Source organism: Niallia tiangongensis (genome assembly GCF_044704065.1).
GTDB classification, from domain to species: Bacteria; Bacillota; Bacilli; order Bacillales; family Cytobacillaceae; genus Niallia; species Niallia tiangongensis.
The window spans coordinates 2,712,926-2,731,328 of sequence record NZ_CP162613.1 but is presented as its reverse complement, the minus strand read 5'-3'; the positions used below and the strand labels follow the sequence as shown (position 1 = coordinate 2,731,328).

Below are 18,403 nucleotides of genomic sequence, written 5' to 3'. Positions count from 1 at the left end.
TGTATTCCGACTGCTCAGTTCTTCCAAATAATCAGATTTCCCAAAAAATATATAGAAAAAACTTTAAGAAGCTAAGTGAGATGGAGCGTCTGTAGCGAAATGGAACGACTTAGTTTTACACTTGACTATATTTAAAAACATAGATAACCATCATGAGAAAGTAGCTTTATTTAAGAGCAAAATTAGAGATTGTCCGTCTTTGCAGATTGGTTATTTAGTTTTGTCCCAGCCTCTTTCTATCAAAAAATTTATTTTTGTGCTGTCAAAAATTCTTCTACTTGTTCAGGTGTTTTTGCATTTGCACTATGTAAGTGGCCTGTTTTTTTGCCGTCTTTATAAATTAACAGACTCGGAATTCCCATTACATCATACTTTTCAGCTATTTCTGGTAATTCATCCTTATTAAGGCTATACCAAGTTTTATCGTTATTAGCTTCCATAATTTCACCTATGAACATATCCATTCTTGTGCAATCTGGACACCAAGTTGTAAAAAACTTCACGATATTCGTTTCGCCATTGTTAATGATTTTTTCAAATGCTTCTACTGTTTTAATTTCCTTCATATTTAAAACTCCTTCATCTAAATTTTCCTTTTAACTATTAATAAGGTAATATCCTTTATTATACACTTAAGAATTATTTTTTGTCTTTTAAAAGTATAATCTTTCCGTTTGAAAAAAGCTTATAAGCATTTTATTTGCATTATAACTTAAGAAAGTGAAGAATATAAAAGGTAGAAGAATAAGGTAGCGTAGGAAACGTATAGCTATAGAAAAAATATTTTAAAATAATATTATTAGTTCATCCTGTTCTCTTTTTTTGTACGTTTTTTTCGTTATAATAAAGAGTATGTTGTCATATGATAAAAAGGGTCAATTTTGCGGTTTCAAGTAAGAGGAGGTTACAAATGAGTTCAACAAAAATAAACATTTCACCAGTAGAAAGTACGTACATACGATTAATATTGGCAATTGAAAATATGGATAAAGAAAAATTAGTAGATCTAGGTGATTCCTATTTACTGAAACTGAATAAAAAAAATAAAAGTGGCAATGAGCTTTATTTTTCTATGCTTTTTAATAAAAAGCTAATTAATAAAGTTGGAAGAAGTACAAATCCAACTGTAACGATTACAAAAAACAAAAATTTTATTTCACTTGAAATTACAATCATGCTTGATCTAACAGAGCCAATAAAAGAAGATAATTATTATTGGATTAAAAGAGAGTTTGCAACAACTCCTGCGTTTGAAATTTCCTATAAAATGAATGAAGAATATTACGATAAGAAAATATTGCAGCATCTAAATGGCGAGGATGTGAGCGAAAAGAGTACTGAAGTGTAAAAAAGGTCAGCCTCCAGTGAATAAGGAGGCTGACCCTTTTTGATTTAGACTGTTTTGCAAGGTTCTTTAGACAGCCGTCTTATTTAAAATTTATTATTTAATCAATCCTAACCATTTTAAACCGTTATAAATTCCTGAGTCTGTTACAGAAGTAGTTTTATGTTTTGCATAAGAAAATAACATTTCATGGGCATTTCCCATTGCAAAACCTTCCCCAACTACTTGCAGCATTTCTTTATCGTTGAGTCCATCTCCAAAGGCGATGGATGATTCCTTCTCAATACCCAAATTTTTTAGAATCAGTGATACAGCAAACCCTTTATTGACTTTATCACTTATGACATCGTAGGAATGTCTAAATCCATCGATATTTACTTGAGATAAATGAATATCAGGAAATTCTTCGTATAAGGCTATATCCTCTTCTTTTAAGTTCACAACCGTTATTCCAAGGATATTTTCTTTTTCATCAATTGTAAAAGCTCTATTTTGTTTTAGATGGAACTTCTGGCTAAATTGCTTGGTCATCTCCCCGTCGGGATGGGATAGAAGGTTATGTGTATTTGTATATAAAATTAGTTCATTGCCTTTTTCATTTGCAATTGCTAAGTATTTAGTTACTAAATCAGGATTCATTGGTTGTTTAAATACGTCTTTACCATTATGTATAGCGTAAGCGCCATTGTAGCCGATAAACGATTTTATAGCAAGTGTTTCCCCGATATGTGAAATTTCATGTAATGGTCTTCCAGTTGCTAAAAAGACTTCTAATCCTTTTTCATTCATTAATTGTACTGCTTTTTTGGTTGAGTCTTGAATCGTATCATCCGGTGTGAGGATGGTCCCATCAATATCAAGGAATAAAATTTTATAATTTGTAGACATCTTTACCTCCAATTTATACATTTCTCAATACCATACTATCATATAAAAAGATTAAAAGAAAAAGAGTAAGCAAAATTGAAAAAAAGTTTGCTTACTCTTTAAGTAAATTTTACATAGCTTTATTGAATTAACAATCGAAATTTAAAATAGTCTAAAAATAGAGTTTACCATATTTTCCACCACTGTCTCTTTTTTTCATGAGAGGCAGCTGTATGACGAAAGGTTTGTACTAACTCTTGAAAATTTCTTTCTCTTTGTTTGATTTCTTTATTTAATTGTTCTCTTTCTAAACGAAGCGTCTCTATTAAATATTGATCATTTTCATTTAATTGTGCTACTGTTTTATTTAATTCTTCATTGGATTTCGAAAGGTTCTCAATCATTGATTTCATTTCCTTGGCGGAAGAATCATTTGACGTCCATTGTTTTGAATATGTTTTTCTTTCTGCTTTCGATATTTGTGAAAGTTTTTTGATTTTAGTGCGAATTTCTTCATATTCAATCGCTGTTTTTTCTGTATTTGTATGTAATAGTTCTGAAAACTCTTCTAAATGTTCAGTCGTTTTATCTTGTGTTTTGTTCACTGTATCTGTAATGTGATGAATGGTTTCTTCATTGCCTGCTTTCATTTCCTTTGTAATCGTTTCTAAAACTTCTTTTTTAATACCATTTCTGATTTCACCTTTGACTTCTTCTAGAAAATCCTGTTTATAATTTTCCAATGAGGATAGCAGTAATCGGAAGTTTTGTTCCACTGAATACGGATAACTCGATACTAGTGAGTCGTTAGTGTTTTTTTCATGTACTTCAATTGGAGTATTTTCGTTTTGTTCCACTATTTTTTCATCTTTACTTTCTTCTTTTTTAGGTAGATTAATGAGCATCGTTAATGTTTCCTTTACTTCTTTTGTTTTCCGTTTTTCTTTATATAAATTTTTTACTTCATGGAGTAAAGTAATTTCTTTTTCTGTATAAATACGTGCACCAGTTTTTGTTCTAGGTATCATGATAATTCCTTGTAAGTCCTTTTCCCATTGTTTTAACATAGTTGGGGTTGTCGTAAGTTTTTTTGATGCTTCCCTTATCGTATATGCCTTCATTTCTCTCTCTCCTTTGTAATTATCACCGTAATAGAACATCTTTAACCTATTATTTATAGAACTGTTAAGAAATTTCCTGCAACAAGACAAAAGCTATCAAAACTTCTAATTTGTTGACAATTTTCCCGATTTTTCTAATACAGGGAATCATTTTGTAAAATCCTATCATGATTCCTGTGTAGTACTATCCTTATCTGTATAAACTAAGAGAAATGAAAGGAAAGCTGGGGAAAAAGGGGAGATAGCCACATGAAAAAGAAATTACTATATATTCTTTCCATCGCACTTATCCTTTTTACGCAAACAAATGTTAAAGAAATAAAAGCAACTAGCGAAATTTTGGATGAATCCACCGTTAAACTTCGAATATTAGAAACAACCGATATTCATTCTTATTTACTGGATTATAATTACGAGAAAAAAAAGAAAACGATTGAATATGGATATAATCGAGTTGCAAGCTTGATTAATCAGGCAAAAAAAGAACAAAGAAATACATTATTATTTGACGTAGGAGATGTTATAAAGGGAAGTCCATTAGCGGAGTTTGTTGCAAGTTCGCCGATGTTTTATTCAAACGACATTCATCCTGCATATAAAAGTATGAATTTATTGGGATATGATGCAGCAACAGTTGGTAATCATGAGTTTAATTATGGTTTGGATTTTCTTTTAAATACATTAAGGGGGGCAGATTTCCCTTATACAAATGCGAATATATATGTGGATGATCGAAATGAGTATGAACAGGACGACATCCATTTTTTTCAACCATATATATTACTGGATAAAGAAGTAGTAAATGAAAATGGAAAAATGGAAAGGTTGAAGGTGGGGGTAATCGGGCTTATTACTCCAATAACACAGGTATGGGATAAGGAACATTTTGAAAATAGATTAATCATAAAAAATATGCGCAAAACAGCAGAAGAAATTGTACCTCAAATGAAAAAAGAAGGTGCTGATATAATTATTGCTTTAGTACATGCAGGTTTGTATGCAGATCAGGATTATAGGCCGAAATTAGGTAATAATGTTAGAGATATTAGTAAGGTGGAAGGAATTGATGTTATTCTATACGGCCATACACATGGCATTTTTCCGGTAAAGGGAGTAAAGGGGCCGAAAGGTGTGAATCATGATAAAGGATTAATTAATGGAAAACCAACAGTACAAGCAGGAAATTGGGGAAATCATCTTGGTATTATCGATTTAACACTTCAGAAGAAAAAAGAGAAATGGTTGATAAAGGATTCCAAATCAACAGCAAAGCCGATTATCCGGATTATTAAAAAGAAAAAAATACCGATTGTGTCTCCGCTGCCACAAATTGAATATATACTTTCAAAGTATCAGAAGGAAACATTGGAATATATGAACAGCAAGCAACTTTTGAATCATTTAGAGTGAGATGCTAAAAAAGTTCGTTGTACAAGCAATATACTTGAAGACTAAAAAGAATCAGATATATAGTATGTAAAGAGATATAAGAAGGGATGAGGGGTTATGGGAAAAACGCTGAAAGACATAAAATTTTCTGTACTTGATTTAGCACCAATAAAAGAAGGCAGTAATGCAACAGAAAGCTTTAAAAATAGCCTAGAGCTTGCACGACATGTTGAACAATGGGGATATCACCGTTATTGGGTCGCAGAACATCATAGTATGCCTGGAATAGCTAGCAGCGCAACATCTGTTTTGATTGGCTATATAGCTGGAGGAACAAGCAAAATTAGAGTTGGTTCTGGTGGTATTATGCTTCCAAATCATTCACCGTTAGTCATTGCCGAACAATTTGGAACGTTAGAATCGATGTATCCTTATCGAATTGATTTAGGTTTAGGAAGGGCACCAGGAAGTGATCAATTGACTGCAAGAGCATTACGTCGTTATCCAAGTGATGGAAATGATTTTCCTGAATTAGTAGAGGAATTAAGCACGTACTTAAAGTCACATGAGGAAACTAAATTGTCTGTAAGGGCAATTCCAGGAGAAGGATTAGCAATTCCGATTTGGTTGTTAGGTTCCAGTGATTTTAGTGCGAGATTAGCAGGGCGTCTTGGACTTCCATTTGCTTTTGCAAGCCATTTTTCACCAGATTATACAGTGCCGGCTCTTAACACCTATTATAATTCGTTTACACCATCGGATCAATTGGATCAACCTTATGCAATGGTAGGTGTAAATATTATTGCGGCAGACACAGATGAGAAAGCAGAATTTCTTGCAACTTCTTCTCAACAGCAATTTTTAAGTCTTATTCGAAACAAACCGACACAATTAAAGCCACCGGTTCCAAATATGGAAGCACTGTGGACCACTTATGAGAAATCGATTGTACAGCAGCAACTAAAAGCGTCCATTATTGGTTGTGAGGAAACGGTTGCTAGAAAATTACAAGCGTTCTTAGATGAAACACAAGCAGATGAAATGATTATAAATACCCAAGTCTATTCCCAATCTGATCGACTACGTTCCTATGAGATAGTAAAAAAAATAGTGATGTGAGCGATGCCGACAAGTACAAAAGGATATCATTTCATTTTGTACTTGTTTTTGTGTATGATAAAGCTATACGGTATATTGTGTAGCTCATGTAAAAAGTTGGAGGGAATTGCAGTGAAAACAACCATGAATTTGGTTAATAAAGAAAAGATACAACAGATTTTAAAAGATATGGTCGATCATGCATATGAAAATATAAAAGGAGAAGAGGTCCTGCTTTGTATGGAATGCTGTGATGTAGATTTATATGTTGCTGCAGACTCTTATGAACCTTTCATAGAAGCAATAAAAGAAAATTTTGAACTCGACGACTTAGGAGAAATTGCTGATAGAGAAGCATACCATTTATTAATGAGGGAACTGGATGAATATTACGTCGATCTACATGTGAAGTCCGGCTATTATGATTACTTCCCAGCAGGTATTTATAAAGTAAATGGAAGGGAAGAGGAATCAGAATCAAATATCCTCGCCCCAAAAGGCGTTTTTTATGCTCCATTTGAAGAGGCGATAATTGACTAGGCTTATTTTTGGGTCAGGGCGTCTGATGCAGGATTTCCTGACCAGTTTACGTTTAAAGAAAGTAGGCTGTTTAATGAAGATTATTGTTATCACATTTAATGAAGGCGTTGCTTTTCCCGCCAGATTTCCCGCGAGGAATAAAAACTTCCTCGGCAATTAATTCAATCAACATTTTTCCAGTTTGCATTTTTTTCTAACATTTTCCTTCTTTTTTCATATTTATGAATAGAATGGGGCCAATTTAAAATGCCGTCGTCTTTATCGAACTCGATGATGATATCAGATACTCCTTTTTCTGTTAAAATTTGTTTTTCAATTCGCTGTCTTATTTTATCGACTTGTTCTACTGTTAAGTTGCTATCGATTTCAATGCTTAATTCTACATGAAAATCTTCGCCTTCTTTATAAACAGCAAGGCCTTGAATATCTCTTACATCAGGATCTTTCATAGCGATGTTTCCAATTACTCCCTGCATTTCTAAATCAGCTTCGCCAATCGCACCTGCTGCATTATCTAAGAACACTCTTCCGACCACAATAAACATAAAGATTCCAATAATAATGGATACGATTCCTTCTGCTTGCTTAAAGTTTGTGTATTCAGAGACAACTACAGCAAGGATTGCTAATATTCCCCCAGCTGTTGCTACAGAATCTTCTAAAAAAACCAATTTTGTTGCTGGTTTTGCCGATTTTAAATAGACGAAACTAGAAGAAAATAGTTTCAAACCACTTGTTTTTAAACCAGCATTTGTGACAATTTCTTTCATTGCCTTTGTTAACACAAAAAACTCAAGGGAAACAGATATAGAAAGAACGATGATAATAAGCAAAAAACTAGTTGATTCCTGCGGTTTAATGACATGGTCGATGCCTTCTCTGACTGTTTCATATGCCATTATTCCGACGATAAGAACGGCAAATAATAAAACTACATTAACAAGTCTGCCAAATCCACCAGGAAACCGCTTGGTAGGAGTTTTTTTGCTTAAAGCAGAGCCAATAAATACAAAGAATTGATTTGCTGCATCTCCTAGGGAATGCATGGTTTCTGCAAACATAGCGACGTTGCCAGATAGGAAAAATGCAACTCCTTTTAAGATTGAGATAATAGTATTTACGAGCGCAGCAAGGAGAGCAGATCGATTCCCATTCTTAAGTAAAATTATGAATTCCTTCATCGTAATGTAGTACCCTTCTTCCTTACTAATAATGCTATTGGATGCAAATAAAAAGAGAGCTCCCCAATAAATGGCCATCTTTAGCTTTTAGAGATGGGTTTCATGTTTATGGGAAGCCTCTATGAGCTTCTGTATTCTTCTTCTAAGAACTTTATCCTGGGTAACAGAAGTCCCTTTTCGTAAGTCTATGGTGTTATTTACATGAAGCTTGAATATGTATTGTCTAAGAAGCAATCGTTCGGTTAAGATTTAAGCTAATTCGCTTTTTTCAACCGCACTGTTCCAATCAGGGAAATAATGTAGTGCATTGCGCATTAATTCTGGATGGCTTTGTTTTACCTTCTTTTTATTCATATTCATGCCATTTGAACGTAATTGTTGAATAGCCAACATTACTTCATCAGCAGTCATGCTAATATCCATTGACTTACCTCCTTTTTATTTTGTTCCTATTGTTTACCGGCATGTAGGAAAATATACGATGTTTATATAAAAAAATTAATATATATTTCTTGGGAAAGCGCAAAATACACTTGCTTTAGACAAATAACGACTATATTTATCCCCCTCTTTAACTTCAGTAAGACTCAACCGTAAGCTTATGAGAATTCGAGGAAAGATAGGTGGGAGATTAACTGTCCGTAAAGGTCTGAATGGTTCAACTAACCATCAGTGGGGGAGAATAGAAAATCCCCACTGATGGAAGTTTCACTTTGTCAGAATAAAACGAATTATTCCTTGATCATTCTCTTCCTTGTACGAATTGAAGTTCATTCGCTATAATTGAGAGGTACAGGATGAACATAGAAGGACGTGATGAAAAAAGTGAAATGGAAAAAACTACTATTGCTACAATTAGCTGCACTTATATTTTATTTTATCGGAGTTAATACAGTATCTGCCCATGCATATATTACTAATTCCACTCCTACTGAAAATGAAATATTAGAAACAGCACCGAATAATGTTTACATAGAATTTAATGAAAAAATCCAAACTGGTTTTACTATATTAAATGTCTTAAACTCTTCTGGAGAGAGGGTAGATCAAAAGAATGTAAAGATAGACACAAACACGGAGAAGTCGATAACAGTAGATTTAGAGCCGGATTTACCTAACGATATTTATACAGTCGAATGGAGAATAGTATCAGCAGATGGACATTCTATTTCTGGAATGATTCCTTTTAGTATCGGGGAATTACCTGAGGGTGCAACTTTTCCAACTCAACAGGAAAATGGAAATATGCTTACATTTATAAGTACAATGATAAATAAAAGCTTCCTTTATATCGGCTTTTCTTTATATATGGGACTTTTATTATTTTATTTGATATGGTATAAAAGCAAAAAATTATCCAATAGCTTAATAAAAAGGACCAAAACCGTTTCGATTACAGCAATAGTATTTCTTGCCATAAGTATTATCAGCACCATCTTCATACAAACACAAAGCTATGCTGGTGGAGGGTTACTAGCATCCATAAGCATAAGTAATTTGTTGGAAACTTTGAAAAATACGAAAGAAGGGACCATATGGATTTTGCAAATAATCCTGTTGGTTATTCTCTATGTGAGCCATCTTTCCATTTGGAAAAAGGAAGCATATTTAATAGGAAAGCTTTGGGTTATCCCTGGATTAGCGTTTTTGGGCATAATGCTTTCAAAAGCATTTCTTGGTCATCCGTCTAGTTCACCATATGAAACAGTGGCGATTTTGTTTAATTTTACTCATATGGTCGCAGCTTCCATTTGGCTTGGCGGTATGCTTGTGATAATTTTGTTTTTAAGGGAAGGGATATTTGCGAGAGAAGGAGAAGGACATGATTTATATTGGTCTAGTATGGAAAAATATTCGCTATGGGCCCTTTTCTCTGTTGCTGCCCTTGCTATTTCTGGGACAATAAACGCTTCATTATTAGTACCAGATTTTCATTCGCTAGTTAGTACGGCATACGGGAAAGTTTTGCTTATTAAAGTTGCTTTACTAGTGCTTATGCTAATTTTTGGAGCCTATCACTTAGTTAGCAGACTTCTTTTAAAAAAGAAAAATTTCTACAAATTATCAATAAAAATAGAAATAGGGCTTGGAATTTTGGTATTACTGGTAACTAGTGCTTTTACGCAAATCCAAACACCAACCTTGCCAATTGATTTGCCATTTTATGAAGAAGCAGAACTAGGATATAATGAAAATATTAGCTTATCCATTACGCCTAAAAAAACAGGTGTTCAAAATCAATATGAAGTGTTTGTGTTTGATAATAGTCGCAACCCGATTGATCCAATCGAACAAATTACGATAAGTTTAATCAATGGAGAGAAAGAAACGTCCTTTCCTTTAACGAAAGAGAAAGATGGTCATTATCTAGCTGGAAATCTTCAATTGAATCAGCCAGGAAATTGGGAAGTAGAAATACATGTTTTAACAGATGAATTAGAATCACTTGATTATTCCTATAAAATTCAAGTTAGATAATGTTTTATTTAAGGTAGATTAGGGAATGGACATAAAGGAATATTTCTCGGGAAACCGCAGAAATAGACAGGATTTTCGAGTGTAGAATCGTAAATTGGCGAAATCAATAGAAAATTATCATTTATAGTAAAAAAAAGTCTCCTTTAAAGGAGACTTTTTTTACTGCGTAGAATTTGAATGCCAATGTACTTGGAGAGAGCTTTTCTTTATTACCGAATTATATAATCGATAACCGACTACCCCTGCGATAAAAGTAAGAATAACATCTTTTATAAGCGGGAAAGCCATCCAGCTCCATAGTAATTGGTAGGTAAAGCCAGCAGGTGCCAAATACCATAATTTATATGCCATATACATCCAGCTTGTTCCGATTATGTAATTGATTAATAACCCAATAAATGCACTAAAAACAAAGGTTGGAATAGATGGTTTTTTTTCGGCAAATAAACCAACAATAAAGGCAGTTATGATAAAAGATAAAATAAATCCAAACGATGGTTTGGTCATGATGATTAGTCCTCCAGAAACTCCCGCAAATACAGGGATCCCGATAAGACCAACGAGCATATAAACTACCATGGCAAAACTTCCTAGTCTTTTGCCTAGCAGTAGACCTGCAAGGATTGCAAAAAATGTTTGAAGCGTTACAGGAACACCACCAATAACAAGGAAACTGGTTACATTTGCGCCAACTGCCATAAAAGCAACAAATAATGCAATCATCGTAATATCTAGAGCTCTCCACTGTTTCAAAGCTGTCACTCCTTTTTATAATTTCCTAAAACAACTATACTTCTCTATTTTTAATATGTCAACCTATATAAAAAAAGGTTAACAAATTAATAATACATATTTTTTTATAGAATGTTGATACTAAATGTAGAATGAAAGGAGATGTATACATGAAAATATTAAAGTTTCCATTCATAAATATCTTGTTAGTTGGTTTATTCCTTGTGCAGATAAACATTCCTATACACGCGGAAGCAGAAGGACTACCTTCCTATGTTAAATGGGGCAGAATTGCCATGACAAAGGCACAAGAAAAATATCCTAATAGTGAAGTTACTGATTATCTGCATGTTGGCAAGGAAGATAAAAAGGGTACATCTGTTGAAAAGTTTAAGCTTATTGTAAAAAAAGATCAAAAGGAAATCGGTGTATTTGTAAACTTAACCTTTGATACAAGAACCGAACGTTTGTTATCTGTTGATATGGAAGAGACCCAACCATAATATTCAAAAAACTCTCTAAAGTAATTGGTTTTAGGGAGTTTTTTTGTTTTAATGAAAGAAGGAGAAAGGGAGGGGAAGGGTATGATTATTGGAACGATCCAAAATATTATGCGGTATCCTGTAAAATCCTTTACAGGTGAATATCTTTCAAAGGCACGAATCATGTCATACGGCATCTATGGAGATAGAAGTCATGCATTTATTGATAGGACAAATAGGGATAAGCATTTAACAATTACTCAATTTCCTGAAATGGTTACGTACAAAGCACAATTTTTAGGAGAAGAGTCGTTAGAGCAGTTTCCTAAACTAAAAGTGACAGCAAGAGATGGAGCAGAGTATGAATGGAATGAAAAAGCATTACTAGAAAGACTGGAAAAAGAAACAAATCGAGCATTAGAAGCAATTACATATTCCCCAATCCATGTTCCATTCCCAGCTATTGAAGTAGACAATATTCTTCTTATCTCAACAGAGGCACTTGCAGAATTATCTTCATCATACGGTGAACCAATCGATGAGAGAAGATTTAGAGGCAATATTATTTATGATTTGCAAGAGATGGGCATAAAAGAACAAGATATAATTGGGAAGCAAATTAAAATTGGATCAGAGGTAATTCTCGAAATAAATCAATACTGTGAAAGATGTATGATAATAACTGTCGATCCTAAAACAGGAACAAGGCAACCCAATCTATTAAAGCAGATAGTAAAAGAAAGGAAAAATCATTTTGGCGTTTATGCTCGTGTTATTAAGACGGGAACCATCCATGCTGGAGATCAAATGACAATTTTATAAAACAAAAAGCATTTGAAACAAACTGTTCCCAAATGTGAATTGCTCCTAAATGGTTAAATCAACTATTTAGGAGTTTTTTTGATAGGAATAATATGGATAGAAGGTATCTCTTTTTGAAAGCGATATCTGTATTAATCAAACGTTTGATTAACACCAATGTTAAAAAATAGTATTGCCTACAACCAATATACTGTGATATAGTTACCTAGGTAATTAATTTTAGATCGGAGAAAGATATGAACAAGACTCATGACTTATTCCATTCTATCCAACAGCTCGCTCGACAATTTACGAAGGAATTAAATATAGCGCTAGAGCCATTTGATATTTATAGTTCAGAATGGGCAATTTTATTTGTTTTAAAAGAGAACGGCCCACTAGCCCAAAAAGAAATTGCTGAATATTTATCGATTGAAGCTCCTCCTGTTACTCGTACAGTTAAAAAGCTCGTGGAAAAAAATTATGTTCTCCAAGTAAAAGGAGAAGACAGACGCACAAATAAAGTGTTTCTAACAGATTTAGCATTACAAGAATACGCAAAATGGGAAGAGGCTGTTTTACAAGCAAACAAGGGGTTGCTTGCACAATTACCAGCTGAATCATGGGAATATTTACAACAAATCATTTCTGGCTGGTCCCATTCATTAGCAATCAAGGAGGAAAATAAGTGAATAAAGAACCATTATGGACAAGGGGATTTATCCAAATATGGGTAAGTAACTTTTTTTTATTTATGACATTTTATTTTTTATTAGTTTCATTACCAATTTATATAATTCGCGAATTAAATGAAAAGCAATCTTCAGCAGGTTTAGTTGTTACTGTTTTCATTATAACAGCTATTCTCATACGACCAGTAGCCGGTAATTTAATGCAAAAGGTTGGGAAAAAGGCAATTTTCCTTACATCTTTACTTATCTTCTTAGTTGCCTCCATTTTTTATATATTTACTGATTCTCTAAGTGGTTTACTTATTGTTCGTGCATTACACGGGATTGGATTTGGGATGGCAACAACTGCAACAGGAACAATTGTTGCTGACATACTGCCGAGCTCTAGAAGAGGAGAAGGCATGGGGTATTATTCAATGAGTATGAATTTAGCAATGGTTATCGGCCCATTTATTGGCCTTCAGGCTATTAATTCATGGGGAACTTCCACTCTATTTATTCTAGCAATTATTTTTGCGTTCTTAGCAATTTTAACAGGCGGATTTATGAAAATTGAACATGCAGCAGAAATGGAAAAGGTAGAAATAGAGGGTACTGAGAAGAAAGGATTCCGATTCAATCAAATTATTGAAAATACTGCAGTGAAAATTAGTATAATTGCGGCAATGTTTGGAATTGTATATTCGTCGATTCTTTCCTTTGTTTCTGTTTATGCAGAGAATAGAGGGTTTATTAGTGTTTCTGGTTATTTCTTTGTTGTATATGCAATCTTTATGCTAATGGCAAGACCTTTTGCTGGAAAATGGTTTGACCGCTATGGAGCAAATAAAATTGTTTATCCTTGTATTGTATTATTCTCCGCTGGAATGATTTTGCTTGGGATGGCTGAATCTGAATGGATGTTTTTACTTTCAGCTGCATTAATTGGTTTAGGGTATGGATCTATGTTCCCCTGTCTTCAAACAATTGCCATTCAAAAAGCAGCACCACATAGAAGAGGGCTTGCAACGGCAACGTTCTTATCTATTTTTGATATAGGGATTGGCTTCGGTTCGTATATAGTTGGGATTATTGGAGATGCAATTGGCCTAAATGCCTTTTATGCTTTTAGTAGTATCTATATTTTAATTGGTATTGCTGTTTATTACTATTTGCATGGTAAAACGATTAGAAAAGAAACGATAGTAACCAATAAAGAACAATTAAATACTGGTGCTTAATAAAACAGATTCTCCTTATAGAAACTACTGTTTCAGAGGAGAATCTGTTTTTTGCGTTTGAAGAAAAAGTAATTTTCTAATTATTCAATAAACTACCGAGGCAAAATCTATTAATTTTCTTTCATTTTCTATTTTTGAAAATCAAAGCCGTTCTTCCAAATAATATGGTAGAATAGTCTTGTAAATATTGTAAAGAAGGAGTTCCATAATAGAATGAATGAGCCATTATTTTTTAAACCAGTATTTAAAGATAGAATTTGGGGCGGTACAGCATTGCGTAGCTTTGGTTATGAAATACCAAGTGAAACAACAGGCGAGTGTTGGGCATTTTCCGCACATCCACATGGACAAAGCATGGTTAAGAACGGAGCATTAACAGGAAAAAATTTAGAAGAATTATGGGAAAATCATCGCGAGCTTTTTGGAAATATGGAAGGCGATCGTTTTCCTTTATTAACAAAAATACTAGATGCAAATCAGGACTTATCTGTACAGGTTCATCCAAATGATGACTATGCTAAAGTTCATGAAAATGGGGAACTCGGAAAAACAGAGTGCTGGTATATTATTGATTGTAAGGATGGAGCAGAAATTATTTTTGGCCATCACGCTAGGACGAAAGAAGAATTAGCATCAATGATCGCTGAAAATAGATGGGATGAGTTATTAAATAAAGTTCCTGTAAAAAAAGGTGATTTCTTCTTTGTGCCAAGTGGAACAATTCATGCAATTGGAGAAGGTATTATCATTCTTGAAACGCAACAAAATTCGGATACAACTTATCGTGTGTATGATTATGATCGCCGTGATGCTGAAGGTAATACTCGGGAATTACATATTGAGCAATCGATCAATGTTACGACCGTTCCTCATCAATTAGCAGCGACTTCTCCATCTGTCGAACAACAAGGGGATATAGAGATTACAAGCTTTGTTGAGTGTGACTATTTTACGGTTGAAAAATGGGCACTAGATGGAAAGGTAACTAGAGAGCAAGAACAAGCTTTCTTATTATGCAGTGTAATCGAGGGAGAGGGTTCCCTTCGGAAGAATGGAGAAGAATTTGCATTCCAAAAAGGGGATCATTTCTTGCTTCCAAATAAATTTGGTGCATTTGAATTAAAGGGGAAAGCAGAGCTTATTGTTTCCTATATTTAATCATAAGTCAAAAATATTTAAACAGAAAGAGGCTGGAACATAAGTATTCCAGCCGAAGACAAACCCGAACAATCATGCGGAGATGATGTGTTGTTATTCGGGTTTTTTATTGGTTTATAAAAGGCTGTTTTAGTAAAGTTGGTGTTATTATCCGCAGTGACGAGGAGGCTTGGTGCTCGCCCCATGGAAAGCGAGCGGTCACCTCGGAAAACAATTCCCACATCTAAGTTTAGAAAGAGGTTACTTTCAATCATCAAGAGCGAACAATTTTTCAGTTGCCTCCCGGCGAATGGAGTGTCTGTAGCGCAATGGAACGATTTAGTTTTTACACTTGACTATAATTCAAATCCTAAATAATCAGTATGAAAAAGTAGCCTTTATTTAAGAACTAAATTAGAGATTGTTCGTCTTTACAGATTGGCTATTTAGTTTTGTCCGAACCTCTTCTTTTCTATTGAGTGTAGAATCTATACACAGGATGGATATAATTTGTCCCACTCATACTGTCGGTAAAGGTCTGAATGGTTCAACTAACCATCCGTGAGGGATGAAGGAAAACTCGCATTAATGGTTAGTTTCACTGAATCGGAATAATCTCTCTGCACTTATTTTACATATCTATTCGAACGGGGTTTCTTTTTTCAAATAGATAATAAGCACTAAACCCTGCATTTTTTGCTAGATTAAGCGCTTGGATGAATCCTGCTCCAACATCTTCTATTCTATGGGAATCTGATCCAATCGTTAAAATTTCTCCACCTAGTTCTCGATAAAGTTTTAATACTTCGATAAATGGCAAAGATTCATTTAAGCTTGTTCTCCAGCCTGAAGTATTGATTTCTAAACCAATGCCTCTTTTAATAGCTGTTTTTAATATGGAAGCAATGATATCTTCATAGTCTGAAAAGACATAAAGCCCTCTAGTCGTATGGGCATAGCGCTTCATTAAATCAAAATGTGCAAGGACATCGATATCTGCATAGGTAACTAATTCTAGCATTTCTTTAAAATATGTTAGATAAATATCCTCATCAGGGTGTGAATTCATATATTTTCGAAGAGTTAGTCCATTAAGATTGTGAACAGAACCGAGAATATAATCAAATGGAATAGTGGATAATGCGGCTTTATATTGCTCTCGCATTAAATGAGGTTCACATAATTCAATACCTAGCTTTATTGTAAGTTGATCTTTACAAGCAGCTTGGCATTTTTTTATATCAGCTAGATAGTATGTCCAATTCATATGGCCAAAGGTTGGAGCATTTGGATTAACTGAAAAGTGTTCGGTAAAACAAATTTCATTTATTCCTTTACTTATTGCATTGGTGCAAATTTCCATCATTATTGCTTTCGAATCAAATGAATGATTGGAATGATGATGATAATCAATATAATACATAGAAATCTCCTTTTATGATGACCTTCTATTTTGGTCAGTAGATATTTTTTTCACTAAAGCTATTTTATCATAATTATATTTTAATAGACTAAATGGTGAAAAAAGGCGAATATTTGGGGTGGAGAAAAAAGAATTCAGAATATTTTTGTTTTAAACTTACTAAACAGGTAGGAATAATATATAATAAGTAATTATAAATGGTAATTAGGGGGAACAGGAAATGACTGAGGTGAAGACGATCAAATGGAAGGATGACAACATCGTACTTTCTATCGATTATCCTAAAGAAAAATATAATGACTATAAAACAGTGATTATTTGTCATGGATTAATTGGCAGTAGAATAGGTGTAGATCGGCTATTTGTAAAGACTAGTAATTTGCTTACAGAAAAAGGGTATTTAGTGATTCGGTTTGATTATAAAGGTTGTGGTGAATCGAGTGGTGAATATGGTAGTAATCGATTATCCGATTTAATAGAACAAACAGAAGCGATTATTCAATTTGCATATGCAGAGCTTTCGATAAAGGAACTTATTTTGCTTGGTCATAGTCTCGGTGGAGCTGTTGCATTATTTACTGCTATTAATGATTCACGAGTTAGCCGTTTAATTCAGTGGGCAGCTGTCGGAAAACCAGACTTTGATATAAGAAGAATATTTGGTACGGAAAGGTTGAGCGAATTAGCAGAAAAAGAAGTGGTTGATTTTAATGGTTATTCCTTTTATCAACCCTATTTTGAGTCATTAGCAGATTATCGTCCGTTAGAAGCCGCCCATATTTTTTCTGGTGATGTCCTATTAGTGCATGGTTCAGGAGATCAGGATATACCCTGTCACTATATGAATGAGTACAAAAATAATTATTTAAAGCGAGAAAAGGGATCGGTTGAAGCGTTACTTATCGAAAATGGAAAACATACTTTTTCATCAGCTAGTCCGTTTAACGAATTAATAAATGGGACGATACAATGGTTAGAAAGGAAATAAGTAAAATACGCAAATGGATAGTATCTGCATCCATTTGCGTATTTTTTTAAGTAAAAATAATTATTATGCTTAATTTCGCTTAAATTTATGGAAATTAATAAGCAAATGACTTATGATAGAAAGAGTGAATAAACTTGAGGGGATAATATGGCACAAGAACAAAGATTATTAGAGATTATCAATTACTTAAATAAGCATGAAAAAATAACAGTGGATGAAATCTGTACGCTTTTTCACGTTTCTCGTGATACAGCTAGACGAGATTTAGTAAAGCTTGAAGAGGAACAGGCAATTATTCGAACAAGAGGTGGTGCATTACTACCGAAAACGCATCGCAAAGTTGATAATTACCATAATCGATTAAAAGCTGTTTCGGAAGAAAAGAAAGCGATTGGGAAACTAGCTGCCTCTTTTGTGCGAGAGAATGACCATATTATTTTGGATGCATCAACTACTGTTCAGGCCATGGGAAATTATATTAATCAAGAATGTACGGTAATTACAAACTCTATTAATTTGGCAGATATTTTATCTGATAAGCAATTGCCAAAAATCCATTTATTGGGTGGAGTAATGCAAAAGGAACATCGATATTTATACGGGAATTCTGTCATTCAAAGATTGGATAAATATTATGTAGACAAAGTTTTTATCGGCATTGTTGGCATTTCGGAAAAAGGTTTGACAATTGTAGAGGAAGAAGATGGTGCCGTAAAAAGGAAAATGATGCAGCAAGCAAAGCAAGTCATTGTAGTAGGCGACAATAGCAAAATTGGCATCACCGACTTTTATCAATTTGCAAAGCTTTCTGATATTGACCTCTTTATTACAGATAAAGAGCCTGAAGATTCGTTTATTCAATTATTAAAAGAAAATGGTGTGGAATTACTTGTGGCAAATTGAAGGGAT

The 18,403-nt window shown here is 33.8% G+C and carries 19 protein-coding genes; 12 read left to right on the top strand and 7 right to left on the bottom strand.

Annotated elements, in window-relative coordinates:
* Positions 1 to 248 precede the first annotated feature (248 nt).
* Positions 249 to 566 (bottom strand): thioredoxin family protein, encoded by a 318-nt coding sequence (locus AB3U99_RS13060; protein ID WP_400241581.1) that lies wholly within the window; start codon positions 564 to 566, stop codon positions 249 to 251.
* 344 nt (positions 567 to 910) lie between these two features.
* On the opposite strand from AB3U99_RS13060, the gene AB3U99_RS13055 reads away from it, so the two are divergent.
* Positions 911 to 1,348, top strand: a complete 438-nt coding sequence (locus tag AB3U99_RS13055) for a hypothetical protein (protein WP_400241580.1) — start codon at positions 911 to 913, stop codon at positions 1,346 to 1,348.
* A gap of 93 nt (positions 1,349 to 1,441) precedes the next feature.
* Here the strand turns inward: AB3U99_RS13055 and AB3U99_RS13050 are convergent, their stop codons facing one another.
* A complete protein-coding gene (locus tag AB3U99_RS13050) occupies positions 1,442 to 2,233 on the bottom strand; it encodes a Cof-type HAD-IIB family hydrolase (protein WP_400241578.1) in 792 nt (263 codons plus the stop codon).
* Between the two features lie 164 nt (positions 2,234 to 2,397).
* Positions 2,398 to 3,333: a MerR family transcriptional regulator gene (locus AB3U99_RS13045; RefSeq protein ID WP_400241577.1), complete on the bottom strand. Its 936-nt coding sequence runs from the start codon at positions 3,331 to 3,333 to the stop codon at positions 2,398 to 2,400.
* A gap of 249 nt (positions 3,334 to 3,582) precedes the next feature.
* On the opposite strand from AB3U99_RS13045, the gene AB3U99_RS13040 reads away from it, so the two are divergent.
* The 3 genes from AB3U99_RS13040 (at position 3,583) to AB3U99_RS13030 (ending at position 6,360) form a co-directional block, all read left to right on the top strand.
* On the top strand, positions 3,583 to 4,743 hold the full coding sequence (locus AB3U99_RS13040; RefSeq protein ID WP_400241576.1) for a metallophosphoesterase: 1,161 nt from the start codon (positions 3,583 to 3,585) through the stop codon (positions 4,741 to 4,743).
* Positions 4,744 to 4,839: 96 nt separating this feature from the next.
* Entirely contained in the window at positions 4,840 to 5,841 is a 1,002-nt protein-coding gene (locus AB3U99_RS13035; protein ID WP_400241575.1) for an LLM class flavin-dependent oxidoreductase, read from the top strand.
* A 111-nt stretch (positions 5,842 to 5,952) separates the two neighbouring features.
* A complete protein-coding gene (locus tag AB3U99_RS13030; RefSeq protein ID WP_400241574.1) occupies positions 5,953 to 6,360 on the top strand; it encodes a hypothetical protein in 408 nt (135 codons plus the stop codon).
* Between the two features lie 161 nt (positions 6,361 to 6,521).
* Here the strand turns inward: AB3U99_RS13030 and AB3U99_RS13025 are convergent, their stop codons facing one another.
* Positions 6,522 to 7,541, bottom strand: a complete 1,020-nt coding sequence (locus AB3U99_RS13025; protein ID WP_400241572.1) for a cation diffusion facilitator family transporter — start codon at positions 7,539 to 7,541, stop codon at positions 6,522 to 6,524.
* Between the two features lie 249 nt (positions 7,542 to 7,790).
* On the bottom strand, positions 7,791 to 7,964 hold the full coding sequence (locus AB3U99_RS13020; RefSeq protein WP_400241571.1) for a hypothetical protein: 174 nt from the start codon (positions 7,962 to 7,964) through the stop codon (positions 7,791 to 7,793).
* Between the two features lie 393 nt (positions 7,965 to 8,357).
* Here AB3U99_RS13020 and AB3U99_RS13015 point away from each other — a divergent pair, with 393 nt between their 5' ends.
* Positions 8,358 to 10,019 carry a copper resistance CopC/CopD family protein gene (locus AB3U99_RS13015; protein ID WP_400241570.1) on the top strand — a complete coding sequence of 554 codons (1,662 nt, stop codon included), beginning with the start codon at positions 8,358 to 8,360 and terminating at the stop codon, positions 10,017 to 10,019.
* A gap of 159 nt (positions 10,020 to 10,178) precedes the next feature.
* Here AB3U99_RS13015 and AB3U99_RS13010 read toward each other — a convergent pair whose 3' ends face one another.
* Positions 10,179 to 10,772 carry a biotin transporter BioY gene (locus AB3U99_RS13010; protein ID WP_400241569.1) on the bottom strand — a complete coding sequence of 198 codons (594 nt, stop codon included), beginning with the start codon at positions 10,770 to 10,772 and terminating at the stop codon, positions 10,179 to 10,181.
* A gap of 149 nt (positions 10,773 to 10,921) precedes the next feature.
* Here AB3U99_RS13010 and AB3U99_RS13005 point away from each other — a divergent pair, with 149 nt between their 5' ends.
* The 5 genes from AB3U99_RS13005 (at position 10,922) to manA (ending at position 15,104) form a co-directional block, all read left to right on the top strand.
* The gene (locus AB3U99_RS13005; protein WP_400241567.1) at positions 10,922 to 11,254 is read left to right on the top strand and encodes a DUF3889 domain-containing protein; all 333 of its coding nucleotides are present in this window, start codon (positions 10,922 to 10,924) and stop codon (positions 11,252 to 11,254) included.
* A gap of 81 nt (positions 11,255 to 11,335) precedes the next feature.
* A complete protein-coding gene (locus AB3U99_RS13000; RefSeq protein WP_400241566.1) occupies positions 11,336 to 12,055 on the top strand; it encodes an MOSC domain-containing protein in 720 nt (239 codons plus the stop codon).
* 236 nt (positions 12,056 to 12,291) lie between these two features.
* Positions 12,292 to 12,726, top strand: a complete 435-nt coding sequence (locus tag AB3U99_RS12995; protein ID WP_400241565.1) for a MarR family winged helix-turn-helix transcriptional regulator — start codon at positions 12,292 to 12,294, stop codon at positions 12,724 to 12,726.
* A complete protein-coding gene (locus AB3U99_RS12990) occupies positions 12,723 to 13,946 on the top strand; it encodes an MFS transporter (protein WP_400241563.1) in 1,224 nt (407 codons plus the stop codon). Before AB3U99_RS12995 ends, AB3U99_RS12990 begins: the two co-directional genes overlap by 4 nt.
* Positions 13,947 to 14,159: 213 nt before the next feature.
* Positions 14,160 to 15,104 (top strand): mannose-6-phosphate isomerase, class I, encoded by a 945-nt coding sequence (gene manA / locus AB3U99_RS12985; protein ID WP_400241562.1) that lies wholly within the window; start codon positions 14,160 to 14,162, stop codon positions 15,102 to 15,104.
* 610 nt (positions 15,105 to 15,714) lie between these two features.
* Here the strand turns inward: manA and AB3U99_RS12980 are convergent.
* The gene (locus tag AB3U99_RS12980; protein ID WP_400241561.1) at positions 15,715 to 16,506 is read right to left on the bottom strand and encodes a histidinol-phosphatase HisJ family protein; all 792 of its coding nucleotides are present in this window, start codon (positions 16,504 to 16,506) and stop codon (positions 15,715 to 15,717) included.
* Between the two features lie 220 nt (positions 16,507 to 16,726).
* On the opposite strand from AB3U99_RS12980, the gene AB3U99_RS12975 reads away from it, so the two are divergent.
* Both AB3U99_RS12975 and AB3U99_RS12970 read left to right on the top strand, forming a co-directional pair.
* Positions 16,727 to 17,494, top strand: a complete 768-nt coding sequence (locus AB3U99_RS12975; protein ID WP_400241559.1) for an alpha/beta hydrolase family protein — start codon at positions 16,727 to 16,729, stop codon at positions 17,492 to 17,494.
* A 147-nt stretch (positions 17,495 to 17,641) separates the two neighbouring features.
* On the top strand, positions 17,642 to 18,397 hold the full coding sequence (locus tag AB3U99_RS12970) for a DeoR/GlpR family DNA-binding transcription regulator (protein WP_400241558.1): 756 nt from the start codon (positions 17,642 to 17,644) through the stop codon (positions 18,395 to 18,397).
* The last annotated feature ends 6 nt before the right edge of the window (positions 18,398 to 18,403 follow it).